Source organism: Streptomyces asiaticus (genome assembly GCF_018138715.1).
Classification (GTDB): domain Bacteria; phylum Actinomycetota; class Actinomycetes; order Streptomycetales; family Streptomycetaceae; genus Streptomyces; species Streptomyces asiaticus.
On sequence record NZ_JAGSHX010000006.1, the window covers coordinates 7,085,886 to 7,100,119 of the forward strand.

Sequence of the window (14,234 nt, forward strand, 5' to 3'; positions counted from 1 at the left end):
CCACTCTCAGACGGAAACTTGATGCGAAGCAGCGGCAGGAACAGCAGGGGCAGCGGTAGCGGCGGCAAGAACTACCGGGGCGCGGGGAACAGGCGCGACGAGCAGCAGCAGCGCGCCGGCCGCCCCCGCCCCGAAGAGCGCCGCTACGACGTGGGCGGCGGCCCCAAGGCGGGCCCCAAGGGCTCCCAGGGCGGCCCCAAGGGCGGCCAGGGCGGCTCTCAGGGCGGCCCCAAGGGCGGCCAGGGCGGCGGTCCCAAGGGCGGTGGCGGCGGCCGTGGCCGCAAGCCCGGCCCGGCCCGTCCGCGCGAGTACGAGGCGCAGATAGAGGAGCGCAACCGCGCCCGCCACGACAAGCCGCGGGTCACGATGCCCAAGACCTTCGGCGAGCCGGAGGGCGAGCGGCTCCAGAAGGTCCTCGCCCGCGCCGGCATGGGCTCGCGCCGCGCCTGTGAGGACCTGATCGACCAGGCCCGGGTCGAGGTCAACGGCAAGATCGTGACCGAGCAGGGGCTGCGCGTCGACCCCGAGAAGGACGAGATCAAGGTCGACGGGCTGACCGTGGCCACGCAGTCGTACCTCTTCTTCGCGCTGAACAAGCCCGCCGGTGTCGTCTCCACCATGGAGGACCCCGACGGCCGCCAGTGCCTCGGCGACTATGTGACCAACCGCGAGACCCGGCTCTTCCACGTCGGCCGCCTCGACACCGAGACCGAGGGCATCATCCTGCTCACCAACCACGGTGAGCTGGCCCACCGCCTCACCCACCCCCGCTACGGCGTGCGGAAGACCTATCTCGCCGCCATCCAGGGCCCGCTCCCGCGCGACCTGGGCAAGCGGCTCAAGAGCGGCATCGAGCTCGAGGACGGCTACGCCCGCGCCGACCACTTCCGGGTGGTGCAGAACACCGGCAAGAACTACCTCGTCGAGGTGAGCCTGCACGAGGGTCGCAAGCACATCGTGCGGCGGATGCTCGCCGAGGCCGGCTTCCCGGTCGACAAGCTGGTGCGGACGGCCTTCGGCCCGATCGCGCTCGGCGACCAGAAGTCCGGCTGGCTGCGCCGGCTGACCAACACCGAGGTCGGCATGCTCATGCGCGAGGTCGAACTCTGATCGGACCCGGCGCCTGATACGGACCCGGCGCCTGATACGGACCCGGCGCCGCCGACGGCCCCGGCCGTCCGCGGGCCGCCGCGTCGTCGTCCGCGGGCCCGCCGCGTCTCGCCCAGCGGTCGCCCCGGGAGCCTGTCCGACCCGCTCGTTACGCTGATCGGGAGTGCGGCCGGACACCGCGGCCGCGCCCGACGCACGACAGGCACAGCGCGCACAGGGGAGCGAGACGTGGCCGTACGAGCAGTCCGCGGGGCCGTCCAGCTGGACCGGGACGAGCCGGAGCACATGCATGAGCAGGTCTCCGCGCTACTGACCGCCATCCTGGAGCGGAACGCCCTCGACCCGGACGACCTGATCAGCGTGTGGTTCACGGCCACCCCCGATCTGCACAGCGACTTCCCGGCGGCCGCCGCCCGCAAGCTGGGCATCACCGACGTACCGCTGATCTGCGCCCAGGAGCTGGACATACAAGGGGCCATGCCCCGCGTCGTCCGCATCCTGGCGCATATCGAGACCCCCCTGTCCAAGTCCGACGTCGCCCATGTCTACCTGGGCGCCGCCGGCTCCCTCCGCAAGGACATCGCCCAATGAGAACCGCCCTCGTCATCGGCACCGGCCTGATCGGCACCTCCGCCGCGCTGGCGCTGGCCGGCCGTGGCGTCCAGGTGCACCTCGCCGACCACGACGCGGCCCAGGCGCGCACCGCCGAGGCGCGCGGGGCCGGGACGCGGGCCGAGCCCGAGGGGCCCGTGGACCTGGCGATCGTCGCCGTGCCCCCGGCGTACGTGGCGGCCACGGTGGCCGATGTGCTGCGCCGCGGCCTGGCCCGCGGCGTCCTGGACGTCGCGAGCGTCAAGGGCGGGCCGCGCCGCGAGCTGGAGGCTCTCGGCTGCGATCTGACCCGCTACATCGGCACGCATCCGATGGCGGGCCGGGAGCGCTCCGGGCCGATGGCGGCCACCGCCGACCTCTTCGAGGGGCGGCCCTGGGTCCTCACGCCCACCGGCGGCACCGACACCGAGGTGCTCAACCTCGCGCTCGAGCTGGTCGCGCTGTGCCGGGCGGTGCCCGTGGTGATGGAGGACGAGGCCCACGACCGGGCGGTGGCGCTCGTCTCGCACACCCCCCACCTGCTGTCCAGCATGGTCGCCGCGCGGCTCCAGGACGCCGATGAGACGGCGGTGCGGCTGTGCGGGCAGGGCATCCGCGACGTCACCCGGATCGCGGCCTCCGACCCCGCCATGTGGATCGACATCCTCTCCGCCAACCCCGGCCCGGTGGCCGATGTGCTCGCCGCCGTCGCCGCCGACCTGGACGAGACGGTGCGGGCGCTGCGCGCGCTCCAGTCCGCCGACGAGGCCAAGCGGGGCGGCGGCGCGGCCGGGATCGAGGACGTGCTGCGCCGGGGCAACGCCGGGCGCGAGCGGGTGCCGGGCAAGCACGGCGCCGCCTCGGCCGTCTATGAGACCGTGACGGTGCTCATCGGCGACCAGCCGGGCGAGCTGGCCCGGATCTTCGCCGACGCGGGCCGGGCGGGCGTCAACATCGAGGACGTCCGGATCGAGCACGCCACCGGACAGCAGGCCGGTCTGATCCAGCTGGTGGTCGAGCCCTCGGCGGCCCCGGGGCTCACCCAGGCCCTGCGGGAGCGGGGATGGTCCATCCGGCAGTAGCGGCGGAGCGGACCGCCCACGGCCCCGGCCCCGGGGCCGTCCCCCAGCGGTGCGAAGCCGCCCGGAGGAAGCCAGTAACCTTGTCCGAGGCTCACATGGCCCGTTCAACCCAGCCCCGTGCACACGAAAGGTGTCTGTCACCGTGGAAACCGCCGCCCGGACCGCCCCGGCAGCAGTGATTGTCGCGATCGACGGCCCCGCAGGCACGGGCAAGTCCAGTACCTCGAAGGCCGTCGCCGCCAAGCTGGGCCTGGGCTACCTGGACACCGGCGCCCAGTACCGGGCGATCACCTGGTGGATGGTGGCCAACGGCATCGACGTCGAGGACGCCGTGGCCGTGGCCGACGCCGCCGGCAAGCCCGCCATCGTCTCCGGCACCGACCCGGCCAACCCGACGATCACCGTCGACGGCACCGATGTCTCCGGGCCGATCCGCACCCAGGAGGTCACCTCGCGGGTCAGCGCGGTCAGCGCGGTGCCCGAGGTGCGGTCCGTGATCACCGAGCTCCAGCGGACCATCGCCGCCGAGGCGCCGCGCGGCATCGTGGTCGAGGGCCGGGACATCGGCACCACGGTCCTCCCGGACGCCGACATCAAGATCTTCCTGACCGCCTCCCCGGAGGTCCGGGCGGCCCGCCGCAGCGGTGAGCTGAAGGGCAAGGAGGCCGCCGACCTGGCTGCCACCCAGGCCGCGCTGGCCAAGCGGGACGCCCTGGACTCCGGCCGCAAGACCTCGCCGCTGGCCAAGGCGGACGACGCGGTCGAGGTGGACACCTCCGAGCTCACCCTCGACCAGGTCATCGAGTGCGTGGTCACCCTCGTCGAGGAGAAGCGGACGGTCGCGTGAGCGCCACCGACGGGACACTTCCCAGCGCGGCCGGGGCCGCCGTGGGGCGGCGGATCGGCGTCGGCCTGATGCACGGGCTGTGGCGGCCGCGGGTGCTGGGCGCGTGGCGGATCCCGTCCGCCGGGCCCGTCATCCTCGCGGGGAACCACTCCCACAACATCGACGGTCCGATGCTGATCGGCACCTCGCCGCGGCCGGTGCACTTCCTGGTCAAGAAGGAGGCGTTCATCGGCCCGCTGGATCCGTTCCTGCGCGGTATCGGGCAGCTGAAGGTGGACCGTACGAGCGCCGACCGCACCGCGATCGGCCAGGCCCTGGGGGTGCTGGAGCGCGGCGGGGTGCTGGGGATTTTCCCCGAGGGCACCCGGGGCGACGGCGACTTCGCCTCGCTGCGCTCGGGGCTCGCGTACTTCGCGGTGCGCTCCGGCGCGCCGATCGTGCCGGTGGCGGTGTTCGGCACCGCCATCCCGCACGACGACGGCCGGTCCAGGCCGCTGCCCCGGCTGCGCAGCAGGATCGACGTGGTGTTCGGCGACCCGTTCGAGGCGGGGGACGGCAGCGGCAGGCGGACACGGGCGGCCCTGGACCAGGCCACCGAGCGCATCCAGAAGCGGCTGGCCACGCATCTGGACACCGCCAGGCGGCTCACCGGCCGCCCGGAACAGACATAGACCCGCGAGCCCCCAGGGGCGGCGCGCGGTACTGAGGGACGACGAGGAAATCTTCATGAACGACCAGATCCACAGCGGCGGCGACGAGCACGGGGAGCTTGGCGACGCCGAGTACGCGGAGTTCATGGAGCTCGCCGCGCAAGAGGGCTTCGACCCGGCGGAGGTCGAGGGCGACCTGGCCGCGGCGGGGCATGGCCCGCTGCCGGTGCTGGCCGTCGTCGGCCGCCCCAACGTCGGCAAGTCCACCCTGGTGAACCGGATCCTCGGCCGCCGGGAGGCGGTCGTGGAGGACCGCCCCGGCGTCACCCGCGACCGGGTGACCTACGAGGCCGAGTGGTCGGGCCGCCGCTTCAAGGTGGTCGACACCGGCGGCTGGGAGCAGGACGTGCTCGGCATCGACGCGTCCGTGGCCGCCCAGGCCGAGTTCGCGATCGAGGCCGCCGACGCGGTGGTCTTCGTCGTGGACGCCACGGTGGGCGCCACCGACACCGACGAGGCCGTGGTCAAGCTGCTGCGCCGGGCCGGGAAGCCCGTGGTGCTGTGCGCCAACAAGGTCGACGGGCCCAGCGCCGAGGCCGATGCCGCGATGCTGTGGTCGCTCGGCCTCGGCGAGCCGTACGCGGTCTCCGCGCTGCACGGCCGCGGCACCGGCGACATGCTCGACGCGGTCCTGGAGGCGTTGCCCGAGGCCCCGGCCCAGACCTTCGGGGCGACGGTCGGCGGACCGCGCCGGATCGCCCTGATCGGCCGTCCGAACGTGGGCAAGTCCTCGCTGCTCAACAAGGTCGCGGGCGAGGAGCGGGTGGTCGTCAACGAGATGGCGGGCACCACCCGCGACCCGGTCGACGAGATGATCCAACTGGGCGGTGTCACCTGGAAGTTCGTCGACACCGCCGGTATCCGCCGCCGGGTCCACCTCCAGGAGGGCGCCGACTACTACGCCTCGCTGCGCACCGCGGCCGCCGTGGAGAAGGCGGAGGTCGCGGTCGTGCTGATCGACGCCAGCGAGTCCATCAGCGTCCAGGACCAGCGGATCATCTCGATGGCCGTCGAGGCCGGGCGCGCGCTCGTCATCGCGTACAACAAGTGGGACACCCTGGACGAGGAGCGCCGCTACTACCTCGAGCGCGAGATCGAGACGGAGCTGGGGCAGATCCAGTGGGCGCCGCGGGTCAATGTCTCGGCCCGCACCGGCCGCCATATGGAGAAGCTGGTCCCGGCGATCGAGACGGCGCTGGCCGGCTGGGAGACCCGCGTCCCGACCGGGCGGCTCAACTCCTTCCTCGGCGAGATCGTCGCCTCGCATCCGCACCCGATCCGGGGCGGCAAGCAGCCGCGGATCCTCTTCGGGACGCAGGCCGGGACCCGGCCGCCGCGGTTCGTGCTCTTCGCCTCGGGCTTCCTGGAGGCGGGCTACCGCCGCTTCATCGAGCGGCGGCTGCGCGAGGAGTTCGGCTTCGAGGGGACGCCGCTACAGGTCTCGGTGCGGGTACGCGAGAAGCGCGGCCGCAAGAAGTAGCGGGGCGCGGCCGTAAGAAGTAGCGGGGGCGCGGCCGTAAGAAGCGGCCGTAAGAAGGAGCCGCAAGAAGGAGCGACAGCGCGGTCGCGGGACATGGCGGGGCCGCGCCGGGGGGGCTCGCGCCGCCCCGGCCCCCGGCACCGCGTCAGTACGTGTGCCCCGGCTCCTCGCCCCGGCCGGGCGGGAGCGCGGGGACATAGCCGCGGTAGTACAGCTCGTCGGTGTGCCAGGCCCCACCGTGGCCGTCCGGTCGGCCGTAGCCGCTGACGAGGCCCCGGGGCTGGCCGATGGCGGCGAACGCCACGAACTCCATGTTCTCCTCGTCCGAGCGGTCACCGGGCAGCGCCCGGAACAGCCTGCGGTACTCCGCGTACAACGCGTCGTAGATCGGCGTGGCGGAGTGGCGCCAGGGATCGTGCGCTGCCTCCAGCGCGGGGCGCATGGCCGGGATGCAGCCGTATGAGGGGGAACGGTAGGAGAGGTCGTATGCGTGCACGTATGTGCCAACGACCCGGCCGCCCGTGGGATGCGGCATCGATGGCGAATGGGCTGCTCGCCAAGGGTCGGTGAGGTCCGGGGTGAAGTCCGGGACGGCGGCGGCCATGGCGGTCATGTGCCCGCGAGCGGCATCGAAGCGCCGACCAGGGCGCCGCGCGCGGCGGCCCGGTCCAGCGCCGCGCGCAGCTGGTCCTCGCGCGGCTGGGTGCCGATCGTGCCCGCGGCCGCCGCGTAGACCAGCACCTTCTGGGAGCGGCCGACGGCGCTCCGCCAGCCCTCGCTGAGCGGCATCGGGCTGTGCGCCTGCCACCAGGCCACCGGGCGGCCGCCGCCCGGCGCCGGCATCAGCACCGCGTGCAGCCGTCCCATGGCCAGCAGCACCGACCAGCCGGGGTTGGGCGCGGGCGGCCGGCCCAGGTCGACCACCGGGGCGAACCCCTGCTCGCTGAGGAGCTGGAGGAATTCATCGCCATGGCCGGCCGAACCGGGGCGGATGATCGGCGCGGTCGGCTCCACCACCAGCGCCGCGCACGCCTCCTGACCGACCAGCACCACCCCGCTGGTCACCCCGAGCACCGCCTGCTGCGGCACCGGCGCGTGCCCGGACGGGGCCGGGGTGTGCGACGCGGCGACGGGCGACACCGGCGACGGGGCCGGTGCCGGGGCCGCCGGGCCGGGGAGGTACGACGTGGAGGCATGCGACGCGGCCGGTACGGGCGGCGCGTGGGACGCCTCGGCGGTCGGTGGCGCGCTGTCCTCGCCCGTGATGGACCGCACCGCACCGCGCAACTGGTCCTCCGAGACCGCGACCACCTGGGAGGGCACGCAGGTGGCGTGCGCGAAGGCCAGCACCGCCGTCTCCTGCCCCACGAAGAGCACGGTGCTGGTCCGCTCCTGCTCGGTGTTGCCGGGGGTGCGGCAGGACGTGCAGTCGTAGGCACCCGGGGCGTTGTCCCCGGCGAGCAGCCGGTCGGCTTCTTCGTCGCCGATCTCGGCGCGTACGTCATCGCTGACGTCGAGCATGCGCGGCACGGGTGGCTCCTCGGTCTCGGTGGGTGGCCGGGTGGTTCCCGGCTCATACGTAGACAACGGGCCATGCGGGGCGTGGGTCACGCGCCCGGCCACCCCGCGGTCTGATGTGCCGTCGGGCCGAAAAGTTCCCCCGACTCCCTACCGATTTCACATCTGTTGGAGCACAAGAAGATGATGAAACCCAACCCTGTGCCACTTTTCACCGTCTTACATCGTGGTAGGCGGACGAGACACCCGTCCGCGGGGAAGCAGTGGGATACGGGGCCGGATGCACATCTCTTTCCTTATTCACAACGCGTACGGGATCGGCGGGACGATCCGGACCACGTACAACCTCGCCCGCACCCTGGGGGAGCAGCACGATGTGGAGATCGTGTCGGTCTTCCGCCACCGCGACCAGCCGGTCTTCGACCCCGGTTCGCGGGTGCGGCTGAGCCATCTCGTGGACCTCCGGAAGAGCAGTCCGTCCTACGACGGCGCCGACCCTGACCACGGTCGCCCGGCGAAGGTCTTCCCCGCGATCGAGGGCCGCTCCAAGCAGTACAGCGCGCTCACCGACCGCCGTATCGCGGATCATCTGCGCTCGCTCGAGGCCGATATCGTTGTCGGAACCCGGCCCGGGCTCAATGTCCACATCGCCCGGGAGGCCCGTCGCGGTCCGGTACGAGTCGGCCAGGAGCATCTGACGCTCAGCACCCACTCCAAGGGACTGAAGCGGGCCCTGCGCGCCGTCTACCCCCGGCTGGACGCGGTGACCACCGTGACCGAGGCCGACGCCCGGACCTACCGCAGCCAGATGCGGCTGCCCGGCGTGCGGGTCGAGGCGGTCCCCAACAGCGTGCCCGAGCCCGGTCTCGACCCCGCCGACGGCACCGGCAAGTGGGTGGTCGCGGCCGGCCGACTGGCCCCGGTGAAACGCTACGACCTGCTGATCCGCGCCTTCGCCAAGGTCAGCGAGGCCCGCCCCGACTGGCGGCTGCGGATCTACGGCGGCGGCGCCCAGCACGCCAAGCTGCGCGCCCTCATCGACAAGCTCGGCCTCTACAACCACGTCTTCCTGATGGGCCCGGCCAATCCGCTCGACCCCGAGTGGGCCAAGGGCTCCATAGCCGCCGTCACCTCCAGCCTGGAGTCGTTCGGCATGACCATCGTGGAGGCCATGCGCTGCGGCCTTCCCGTGGTGTCCACCAACTGCCCGCACGGGCCCGCGGAGATCATCGACAACGGTGTGGACGGCCGTCTCGTCCCCACCGGCGACACCGACGCCATCGCCGCCGCGCTGCTCGACCTCATCAACAACGACGAGCTGCGCCAGCAGATGGGGCAGGCCGCGCTGAAGGACTCGGCCCGCTTCGACCCCTCGCGGGTGGCCGGGCGCTACGAGACGCTGTTCTCCGAGCTGATCGGCCGCGGCGGACTGCGGGGCTCCCTGCACCGGGCCCGCGGCTCCCTGATCGGTGGCGCGTTCGCAGCCAAGGACTCCCTGCGGAAGGTGCGTGTCGCATGAGTGCACCGGCACAGGCAACGCAGCACGTCGAGGAGGACAGAATGAGTGAGGCCGCCGAGGCCGCCCCCGCCCGCGCCGACTGCGTGGCGGACTCCGCCGGTGGGCTCACCTTCCACATCGCCGACTGGGCCCGCCCGGCCCCGGGCGGCCACGACGACTGGAGCGGCGCGCTGGTGCTGATCCGCCGGGGCGGGAGGGACGCCCCCGACGGGGAGGTGCGGCTGCCGCTGGGCCCCACCGCGGACGGCCGGCTCCAGGCCGCCCTGCCCAGTAACGTCGCCCTGCCCGAGGGCCGCTGGGACGTCCATGTGGCCTACCGGGACGCCGAGCCGCGGCGGCTCGCCCCGGGCCTGAACGATTTGCGCTCGCTCGTGGACCGCCGTCCCGGGCCGAGCACTTCCCCGCTGTCCGTCCGCATCCCGTACGCCACCAAGCACGGCAACCTCTCGCTGCGCAGCTGGCGGCGGGCGCCCCACGCCGAGGCCGGGGAGATCCGGCTGGAGGACGACACGATGGCGGTGCGGGGGCGGCTCTACCGCGTCGCGTACCCGTCCGAGTGGCTGGCCGACGCGGTGGTCGAGGCCCGCTGCCGCGGGGGCGAGGGCCCGGTGCGCACGGCACCGCTGGAGGTGGAGGGCCCGGACTTCTCCTTCACACTCTCCTACGCCGACCTCGCGCGGACCTGGGGCGGCGGCGCGGACGTCTGGGACCTGTGGCTGCGCCCGGCGGACCGGACCATGGCCCCGGCGCGGCTCGCCCGGATCCTGGACGATGTCGCGGACAAGAAGGAGATCTTCACTTATCCGCCGCGCACGGTGGCCGGTCCGCACGGGGAGGCACTGGCCCGTCCGTACTACACCCGGGACAACGACCTCGCGGTGCGGATCGAGGCGCTCGCCTGAGCCCGGGATCCTGAGAGCGGACCGAGGACGGCCCTGAGGACCGAGGGCGGCCTTGAGGACGGAAGCTGTCCTCGATCGGTGACAGACTCGGCCCCATGCTGGAGACCTCGGCCCGCCTGCTCCGCCTGCTCTCCCTGTTGCAGGCCCACCGCGAATGGTCCGGCACGGACCTCGCCGACCGGCTCGGGGTCACCCCGCGCACCGTGCGCCGCGATGTCGACCGGCTGCGCGAGCTCGGCTACCCCGTGCACTCCGCGCCGGGCACCGGCGGTGGCTATCAGCTGGGCGCGGGCGCCCAGCTGCCGCCGCTGCTGCTGGACGACGAGGAGGCGGTGGCGGTCGCGGTGCGGCTGCGCCAGGCGGCCGGCGGCGGGGTCGAGGGCATCGAGGAGACCTCGGTGCGGGCCCTGGCCAAGCTGGAGCAGGTGCTGCCGGACCGGCTGCGCCGCCGGGTGGGCGCGCTGACCGCCTTCACCGTGCCGCTGTCCGGCTGGAGCGGCGGCCCCGGGGTGGACCCCGCGGTGCTGACCGAGCTGGCCGCCGCCTGCCGGGACTGCCATCAGCTGCGCTTCGAGTACCGCGACCACGGCGGTGCGGTCACCCGCCGCACCGCCGAACCGCACCGGCTGGTCGCCGCGCAGCGCCGCTGGTACCTGGTCGCCTGGGATGTGGAACGCGCCGACTGGCGTACGTACCGGGTCGACCGGATCACCCCGACCCCGCCGCACGGCCCCCGCTTCACCCCGCGCCGCCCGCCCGCCGACGACATCGCCGCCTATGTGGCCCGGGGCATCACCACCTCCGTCTACGCCCAGCGGGCCACCGTGCTGCTGCGGGTGCCCGCCGAGCGGGCGGCCGAGCGTTTCATGCCCACGGTGGGGGTGCTGGAGGCCGTGGACGAGCACAGCTGTCTGCTGCACACCGGCGCCCACAGCCTCGACGCGCTGGTGGTCCATATCGCCTTGAGCGGCTTCGACTTCGAGGTGCGCGAGCCGGTGGAGCTGAACGACCACATCCGGGAGCTCAGGAATCGGCTGGACCGGGCCCTGGGCTGACCGAGCCCCGCGGCTTCAGCTGCTGGTCCCTCTCCTGGGTCAGGCTCGCCACCTCGGGATGGTTCAGATCGAAGGCAGGCGACTCGGAACGGATCCGGGGGAGCGTGGTGAAGTTGTGCCGGGGCGGGGGACAGGAGGTCGCCCACTCCAGGGAGCGGCCGAACCCCCAGGGGTCGTCCACCTCCACCTTCTTCCCGTACTTCGCCGTCTTCCAGACGTTGTAGAGGAACGGCAGGGTCGACATGCCCAGCAGGAAGGAGCCGATCGTGGAGACGGTGTTGAGCGCGGTGAAGCCGTCGGCCGCCAGATAGTCGGCGTAGCGGCGCGGCATCCCCTCCACACCCAGCCAGTGCTGCACCAGGAAGGTGGTGTGGAAGCCGGTGAACAGCGTCCAGAAGTGGATCTTGGCCAGCCGTTCGTCCAGCAGCTTCCCGGTGAACTTGGGCCACCAGAAGTAGAACCCCGCGAACATCGCGAAGACGACCGTCCCGAAGACCACGTAGTGGAAGTGGCCCACGACGAAGTACGTGTCCGTGACGTGGAAGTCCAGTGGCGGTGAGGCCAGGATGACGCCGGTGAGTCCCCCGAAGAGGAAGCTCACCAGGAACCCGACCGCCCACAGCATCGGCGCCTCCAGGGACACCGAGCCGCCCAGCATGGTGCCGATCCAGTTGAAGAACTTCACCCCGGTCGGCACCGCGATCAGAAACGACATCAGGGAGAAGAAGGGCAGCAGAACCGATCCGGTGGCGAACATGTGGTGGGCCCAGACGACCATCGACAGCCCGGTGATGGCCATGGTCGCGCCGATGAGCGTCACATAGCCGAAGATCGGCTTGCGCGAGAAGACCGGGATGATCTCGGAGATGATGCCGAAGAACGGCAGCGCGATGATGTAGACCTCGGGATGGCCGAAGAACCAGAAGAGGTGCTGCCACAGCAGCGGCCCGCCGTACCGGGGATCGAAGACCACCGCCCCGAACCGCCGGTCCGCCTCCAGCGCCAGCAACGCCGCCGCCAGCACCGGGAACGCCATCAGGATCATGATCGAGGTGAAGAGGGTGTTCCAGGTGAAGATCGGCATCCGGAACATCGTCATGCCCGGCGCGCGCATCGCCATGATGGTGGTCAGGAAGTTCACCGCGCCCAGGATCGTCCCGAACCCCGACAGCGCCAGCCCCATGATCCACATATCGGCGCCGATACCGGGGGAGCGGATCGGGCTGTTGAGCGGGGCGTAGGCGGTCCAGCCGAAGTCCGCGGCGCCCCCCGGCACCAGCAGACCGGCCACCACGATCACCCCGCCGAACAGATACAGCCAGTACGACAGCATGTTGAGACGTGGGAAGGCCACATCGGGCGCCCCGATCTGGAGCGGCATGATCTCGTTGGCGAACCCCGCGAACGCCGGGGTCGCGAACAGCAGCAGCATGATCGTGCCATGCAGGGTGAACGCCTGGTTGAACTCCTCCTGCGAGACGATCTGGAGTCCCGGACGGGCCAGCTCGGCGCGCATCACCAGCGCCAGCACGCCGCCGACCAGGAAGAAGCCGAACGACGAGATCAGATACAGATGCCCGATCTTCTTGTGGTCGGTGGTGGTGAGCCAGTCCACCAGCACACTGCCCTGCCGCGTCTCCCGTACCGGACCGGCGGCCCGCGCGGTCTCTGTCGCCATCGGGACTCCTTCGTGTCCTGGGCGGGTAACGCCATGATCGCCCGGTGGGCGGCGTGATCCGGGGAGCTGCCCCGAGCGTCACTCCCTCGGGGGCAGTAGCGGACCGAGTGGCCCAAGGTCCAGATTGAGGTCGGAGGGCGCGATGCCGTAGCGGTCGCAGAGCGTGCCCATCCGGTCCTCCAGGAGCATCAGCGTCAGCCCGATCCGCTCCTCCTGGTCCTCCGTCAGATCGCCCTGGTCCACCCGGCGCAGCGCCTGCCGCTCCATGAGCTGGCGCAGCAGCTCCACGACGGTGAGCACCAGCTTCATCAGATCGCGCTCGACGGTGTCCTGGTCCAGCTCCAGCTTGCGGCTCACGGTTCCTCCCAGGGGGACGGCACATTGGCGTTGACCGAGCTGATGAGCGCGCGCAGATCGATACGGACCAGATCGACGTCGGCGATCCGCAGGGTCAGATCACCGGTGATCACCACCCCGCCCGCAAGCAGCCGGTCCAACACGTCCACCAGGGCGATCTGCTGATGGGCCAGGGGGCCCTCGGGGGCCGTCGTCATCCGTCCGCCCCCGCGCCCCAGGTCTCCCCTGCCGCGCCGGAGGTCTCGTCCATGGCGGTGAACTCGTCCATGGCGGTGAAGGAGTACGGCGCCCAGGGGCCGGTCAGCTCGACCCGGAGCGCGGGTGTCCGCCCGGCCAGTTCACCGACCCGCTCGGCGAAGTCGGCGCTGTCCTCGCGCCGCACCAGATACGCGGCGTTCAGCACATTGCGGTCGGAGATCCCCGACAGCCGGGGGTCCTGCGGCGGATGCAGCCGGGACTGCTCGGCCAGCCCGCCGAGGGTGTCGTGCACCAGCCGCACGCCCTCCTCCGTATCGCCCCAGCGTTGCTCGGCGGCCTGTCGCTGGGCCTTGCGGCGGCGCAGATAGTCGCGGCCGGACATGGCGCCCGGGTCATGCGGGGTGCTCGGGGCGTCAGCGGCGTTCGCGGTCCCGGCGGGCGGCTCCTCGGCGGCGGGCTGTGTGGCGTACGCCTTGACGCCCCATTCCACCCGGCCCTCCAGCCGGTCCAGCGCCGCGGTGAACCGCTCCCGGCCGGTGGCGAGCATCCGCCGCAGCCCCTCGTCGCCGTGGCACACGGTGGCCAGCCGGACCGGTATGACACAGGACTCGGCACCGGCGGTGTCGACCACCCGCTGATGGGCCCGGGCCATCTTCTCCAGCCAGGCCATGTCCTCCAGCCGCTTCCGCAGCGGGCCCTCGGCGTAGTCCTCGGCCGGTACGGCGCCCGCCAGCACGGCGAGCCCCAGATGGCGTACGGCGTACACCGATTCGTCCGCGACGCCGGTCACCCTCTCCAGGGCGGTGAGGGCGTCCAGGGCGGCATCCGGCGCACCGGTGTCGCGCACGACCGCGTAGGCGTACCGCAGTCCTTCGGTCATTCGGTGGTCTCCCGGTTCTCCCCGCCGGTCACCTCGGCCTTCTCGCCGCCGTTCACCCCGGTCCGGGCGCGTGAGGAGAGCGACGGGTCGTGCTCCCACCAGTCGATGCCCATCTCCTTGGCCTTGTCGACCGAGGCCACGATCAGCCGCAGCTTGATCGTGAGAAGTTCGATGTCGAGCAGATTGATGCGGATGTCGCCCGCGATCACCACGCCCTTGTCGAGCACCCGCTCCAGGATGTCGGCGAGGTTCGCCCCGCCCTCACCCCGTCCGGCCAGTCCGTACGACCCCGAGGAGCCGAGCGACG

The 14,234-nt window shown here is 72.2% G+C and carries 16 protein-coding genes; 9 read left to right on the forward strand and 7 right to left on the reverse strand.

Annotated elements, in window-relative coordinates:
- Positions 1–21: 21 nt before the first annotated feature.
- The 6 genes from KHP12_RS38070 (at position 22) to der (ending at position 5,820) form a co-directional block, all read left to right on the forward strand.
- Positions 22–1,110: a pseudouridine synthase gene (locus KHP12_RS38070; protein ID WP_211834186.1), complete on the forward strand. Its 1,089-nt coding sequence runs from the start codon at positions 22–24 to the stop codon at positions 1,108–1,110.
- A 228-nt stretch (positions 1,111–1,338) separates the two neighbouring features.
- Positions 1,339–1,701: a chorismate mutase gene (gene aroH / locus KHP12_RS38075; RefSeq protein ID WP_138911312.1), complete on the forward strand. Its 363-nt coding sequence runs from the start codon at positions 1,339–1,341 to the stop codon at positions 1,699–1,701.
- A complete protein-coding gene (locus tag KHP12_RS38080) occupies positions 1,698–2,783 on the forward strand; it encodes a prephenate dehydrogenase (protein ID WP_086885729.1) in 1,086 nt (361 codons plus the stop codon). The genes aroH and KHP12_RS38080 overlap by 4 nt, the downstream gene beginning before the upstream one ends.
- A gap of 142 nt (positions 2,784–2,925) precedes the next feature.
- Complete coding sequence (gene cmk / locus KHP12_RS38085) at positions 2,926–3,630, forward strand: (d)CMP kinase (RefSeq protein ID WP_037949841.1); 705 nt, start codon at positions 2,926–2,928, stop codon at positions 3,628–3,630.
- Positions 3,627–4,301: a lysophospholipid acyltransferase family protein gene (locus tag KHP12_RS38090; RefSeq protein ID WP_244203371.1), complete on the forward strand. Its 675-nt coding sequence runs from the start codon at positions 3,627–3,629 to the stop codon at positions 4,299–4,301. Before cmk ends, KHP12_RS38090 begins: the two co-directional genes overlap by 4 nt.
- A gap of 55 nt (positions 4,302–4,356) precedes the next feature.
- Positions 4,357–5,820, forward strand: coding sequence for a ribosome biogenesis GTPase Der (der, locus tag KHP12_RS38095; protein ID WP_086885728.1), 1,464 nt, complete (start codon positions 4,357–4,359; stop codon positions 5,818–5,820).
- Between the two features lie 145 nt (positions 5,821–5,965).
- Here the strand turns inward: der and KHP12_RS38100 are convergent, their stop codons facing one another.
- Positions 5,966–6,262: a hypothetical protein gene (locus KHP12_RS38100; protein WP_306420095.1), complete on the reverse strand. Its 297-nt coding sequence runs from the start codon at positions 6,260–6,262 to the stop codon at positions 5,966–5,968.
- 167 nt (positions 6,263–6,429) lie between these two features.
- Positions 6,430–7,350: a DUF8842 C-terminal domain-containing protein gene (locus KHP12_RS38105; protein ID WP_086885727.1), complete on the reverse strand. Its 921-nt coding sequence runs from the start codon at positions 7,348–7,350 to the stop codon at positions 6,430–6,432.
- A 268-nt stretch (positions 7,351–7,618) separates the two neighbouring features.
- Between KHP12_RS38105 and KHP12_RS38110 the strand changes: the two genes are divergently transcribed.
- The 3 genes from KHP12_RS38110 (at position 7,619) to KHP12_RS38120 (ending at position 10,814) form a co-directional block, all read left to right on the forward strand.
- A complete protein-coding gene (locus tag KHP12_RS38110; protein WP_086885726.1) occupies positions 7,619–8,857 on the forward strand; it encodes a glycosyltransferase family 4 protein in 1,239 nt (412 codons plus the stop codon).
- Positions 8,858–8,898: 41 nt separating this feature from the next.
- Positions 8,899–9,759, forward strand: a complete 861-nt coding sequence (locus KHP12_RS38115) for a hypothetical protein (RefSeq protein ID WP_086885725.1) — start codon at positions 8,899–8,901, stop codon at positions 9,757–9,759.
- Positions 9,760–9,854: 95 nt separating this feature from the next.
- Positions 9,855–10,814: a helix-turn-helix transcriptional regulator gene (locus KHP12_RS38120; RefSeq protein WP_037949863.1), complete on the forward strand. Its 960-nt coding sequence runs from the start codon at positions 9,855–9,857 to the stop codon at positions 10,812–10,814.
- Here the strand turns inward: KHP12_RS38120 and ctaD are convergent.
- The 5 genes from ctaD to KHP12_RS38145 all read right to left on the reverse strand — a co-directional run bounded on the left by ctaD (position 10,783) and on the right by KHP12_RS38145 (position 14,205).
- Positions 10,783–12,492, reverse strand: a complete 1,710-nt coding sequence (gene ctaD, locus KHP12_RS38125) for an aa3-type cytochrome oxidase subunit I (RefSeq protein WP_210609141.1) — start codon at positions 12,490–12,492, stop codon at positions 10,783–10,785. The genes KHP12_RS38120 and ctaD overlap by 32 nt on opposite strands.
- Positions 12,493–12,570: 78 nt before the next feature.
- Positions 12,571–12,849: a gas vesicle protein K gene (locus KHP12_RS38130; protein WP_037949869.1), complete on the reverse strand. Its 279-nt coding sequence runs from the start codon at positions 12,847–12,849 to the stop codon at positions 12,571–12,573.
- A complete protein-coding gene (locus KHP12_RS38135; protein ID WP_037949872.1) occupies positions 12,846–13,046 on the reverse strand; it encodes a gas vesicle protein in 201 nt (66 codons plus the stop codon). Before KHP12_RS38135 ends, KHP12_RS38130 begins: the two co-directional genes overlap by 4 nt.
- Positions 13,043–13,927: a GvpL/GvpF family gas vesicle protein gene (locus tag KHP12_RS38140; RefSeq protein ID WP_211834194.1), complete on the reverse strand. Its 885-nt coding sequence runs from the start codon at positions 13,925–13,927 to the stop codon at positions 13,043–13,045. Before KHP12_RS38140 ends, KHP12_RS38135 begins: the two co-directional genes overlap by 4 nt.
- On the reverse strand, positions 13,924–14,205 hold the full coding sequence (locus KHP12_RS38145) for a gas vesicle protein (RefSeq protein WP_244203092.1): 282 nt from the start codon (positions 14,203–14,205) through the stop codon (positions 13,924–13,926). The genes KHP12_RS38140 and KHP12_RS38145 overlap by 4 nt, the downstream gene beginning before the upstream one ends.
- Between the last annotated feature and the right edge of the window lie 29 nt (positions 14,206–14,234).

Excerpts from the sequence above, each read along its gene's own strand:
- KHP12_RS38070 (WP_211834186.1), top strand. The coding sequence starts at position 22 with ATGCGAAGCAGCGGCAGGAACAGCAGGGGCAGCGGTAGCGGCGGCAAG.
- KHP12_RS38080 (WP_086885729.1), top strand. The coding sequence starts at position 1,698 with ATGAGAACCGCCCTCGTCATCGGCACCGGCCTGATCGGCACCTCCGCC.
- der (WP_086885728.1), top strand. The coding sequence starts at position 4,357 with ATGAACGACCAGATCCACAGCGGCGGCGACGAGCACGGGGAGCTTGGC.
- KHP12_RS38100 (WP_306420095.1), bottom strand. The coding sequence starts at position 6,262 with ATGCGCCCCGCGCTGGAGGCAGCGCACGATCCCTGGCGCCACTCCGCC.
- KHP12_RS38110 (WP_086885726.1), top strand. The coding sequence starts at position 7,619 with ATGCACATCTCTTTCCTTATTCACAACGCGTACGGGATCGGCGGGACG.
- KHP12_RS38115 (WP_086885725.1), top strand. The coding sequence starts at position 8,899 with ATGAGTGAGGCCGCCGAGGCCGCCCCCGCCCGCGCCGACTGCGTGGCG.
- KHP12_RS38120 (WP_037949863.1), top strand. The coding sequence starts at position 9,855 with ATGCTGGAGACCTCGGCCCGCCTGCTCCGCCTGCTCTCCCTGTTGCAG.
- ctaD (WP_210609141.1), bottom strand. The coding sequence starts at position 12,492 with ATGGCGACAGAGACCGCGCGGGCCGCCGGTCCGGTACGGGAGACGCGG.
- KHP12_RS38135 (WP_037949872.1), bottom strand. The coding sequence starts at position 13,046 with ATGACGACGGCCCCCGAGGGCCCCCTGGCCCATCAGCAGATCGCCCTG.
- KHP12_RS38140 (WP_211834194.1), bottom strand. The coding sequence starts at position 13,927 with ATGACCGAAGGACTGCGGTACGCCTACGCGGTCGTGCGCGACACCGGT.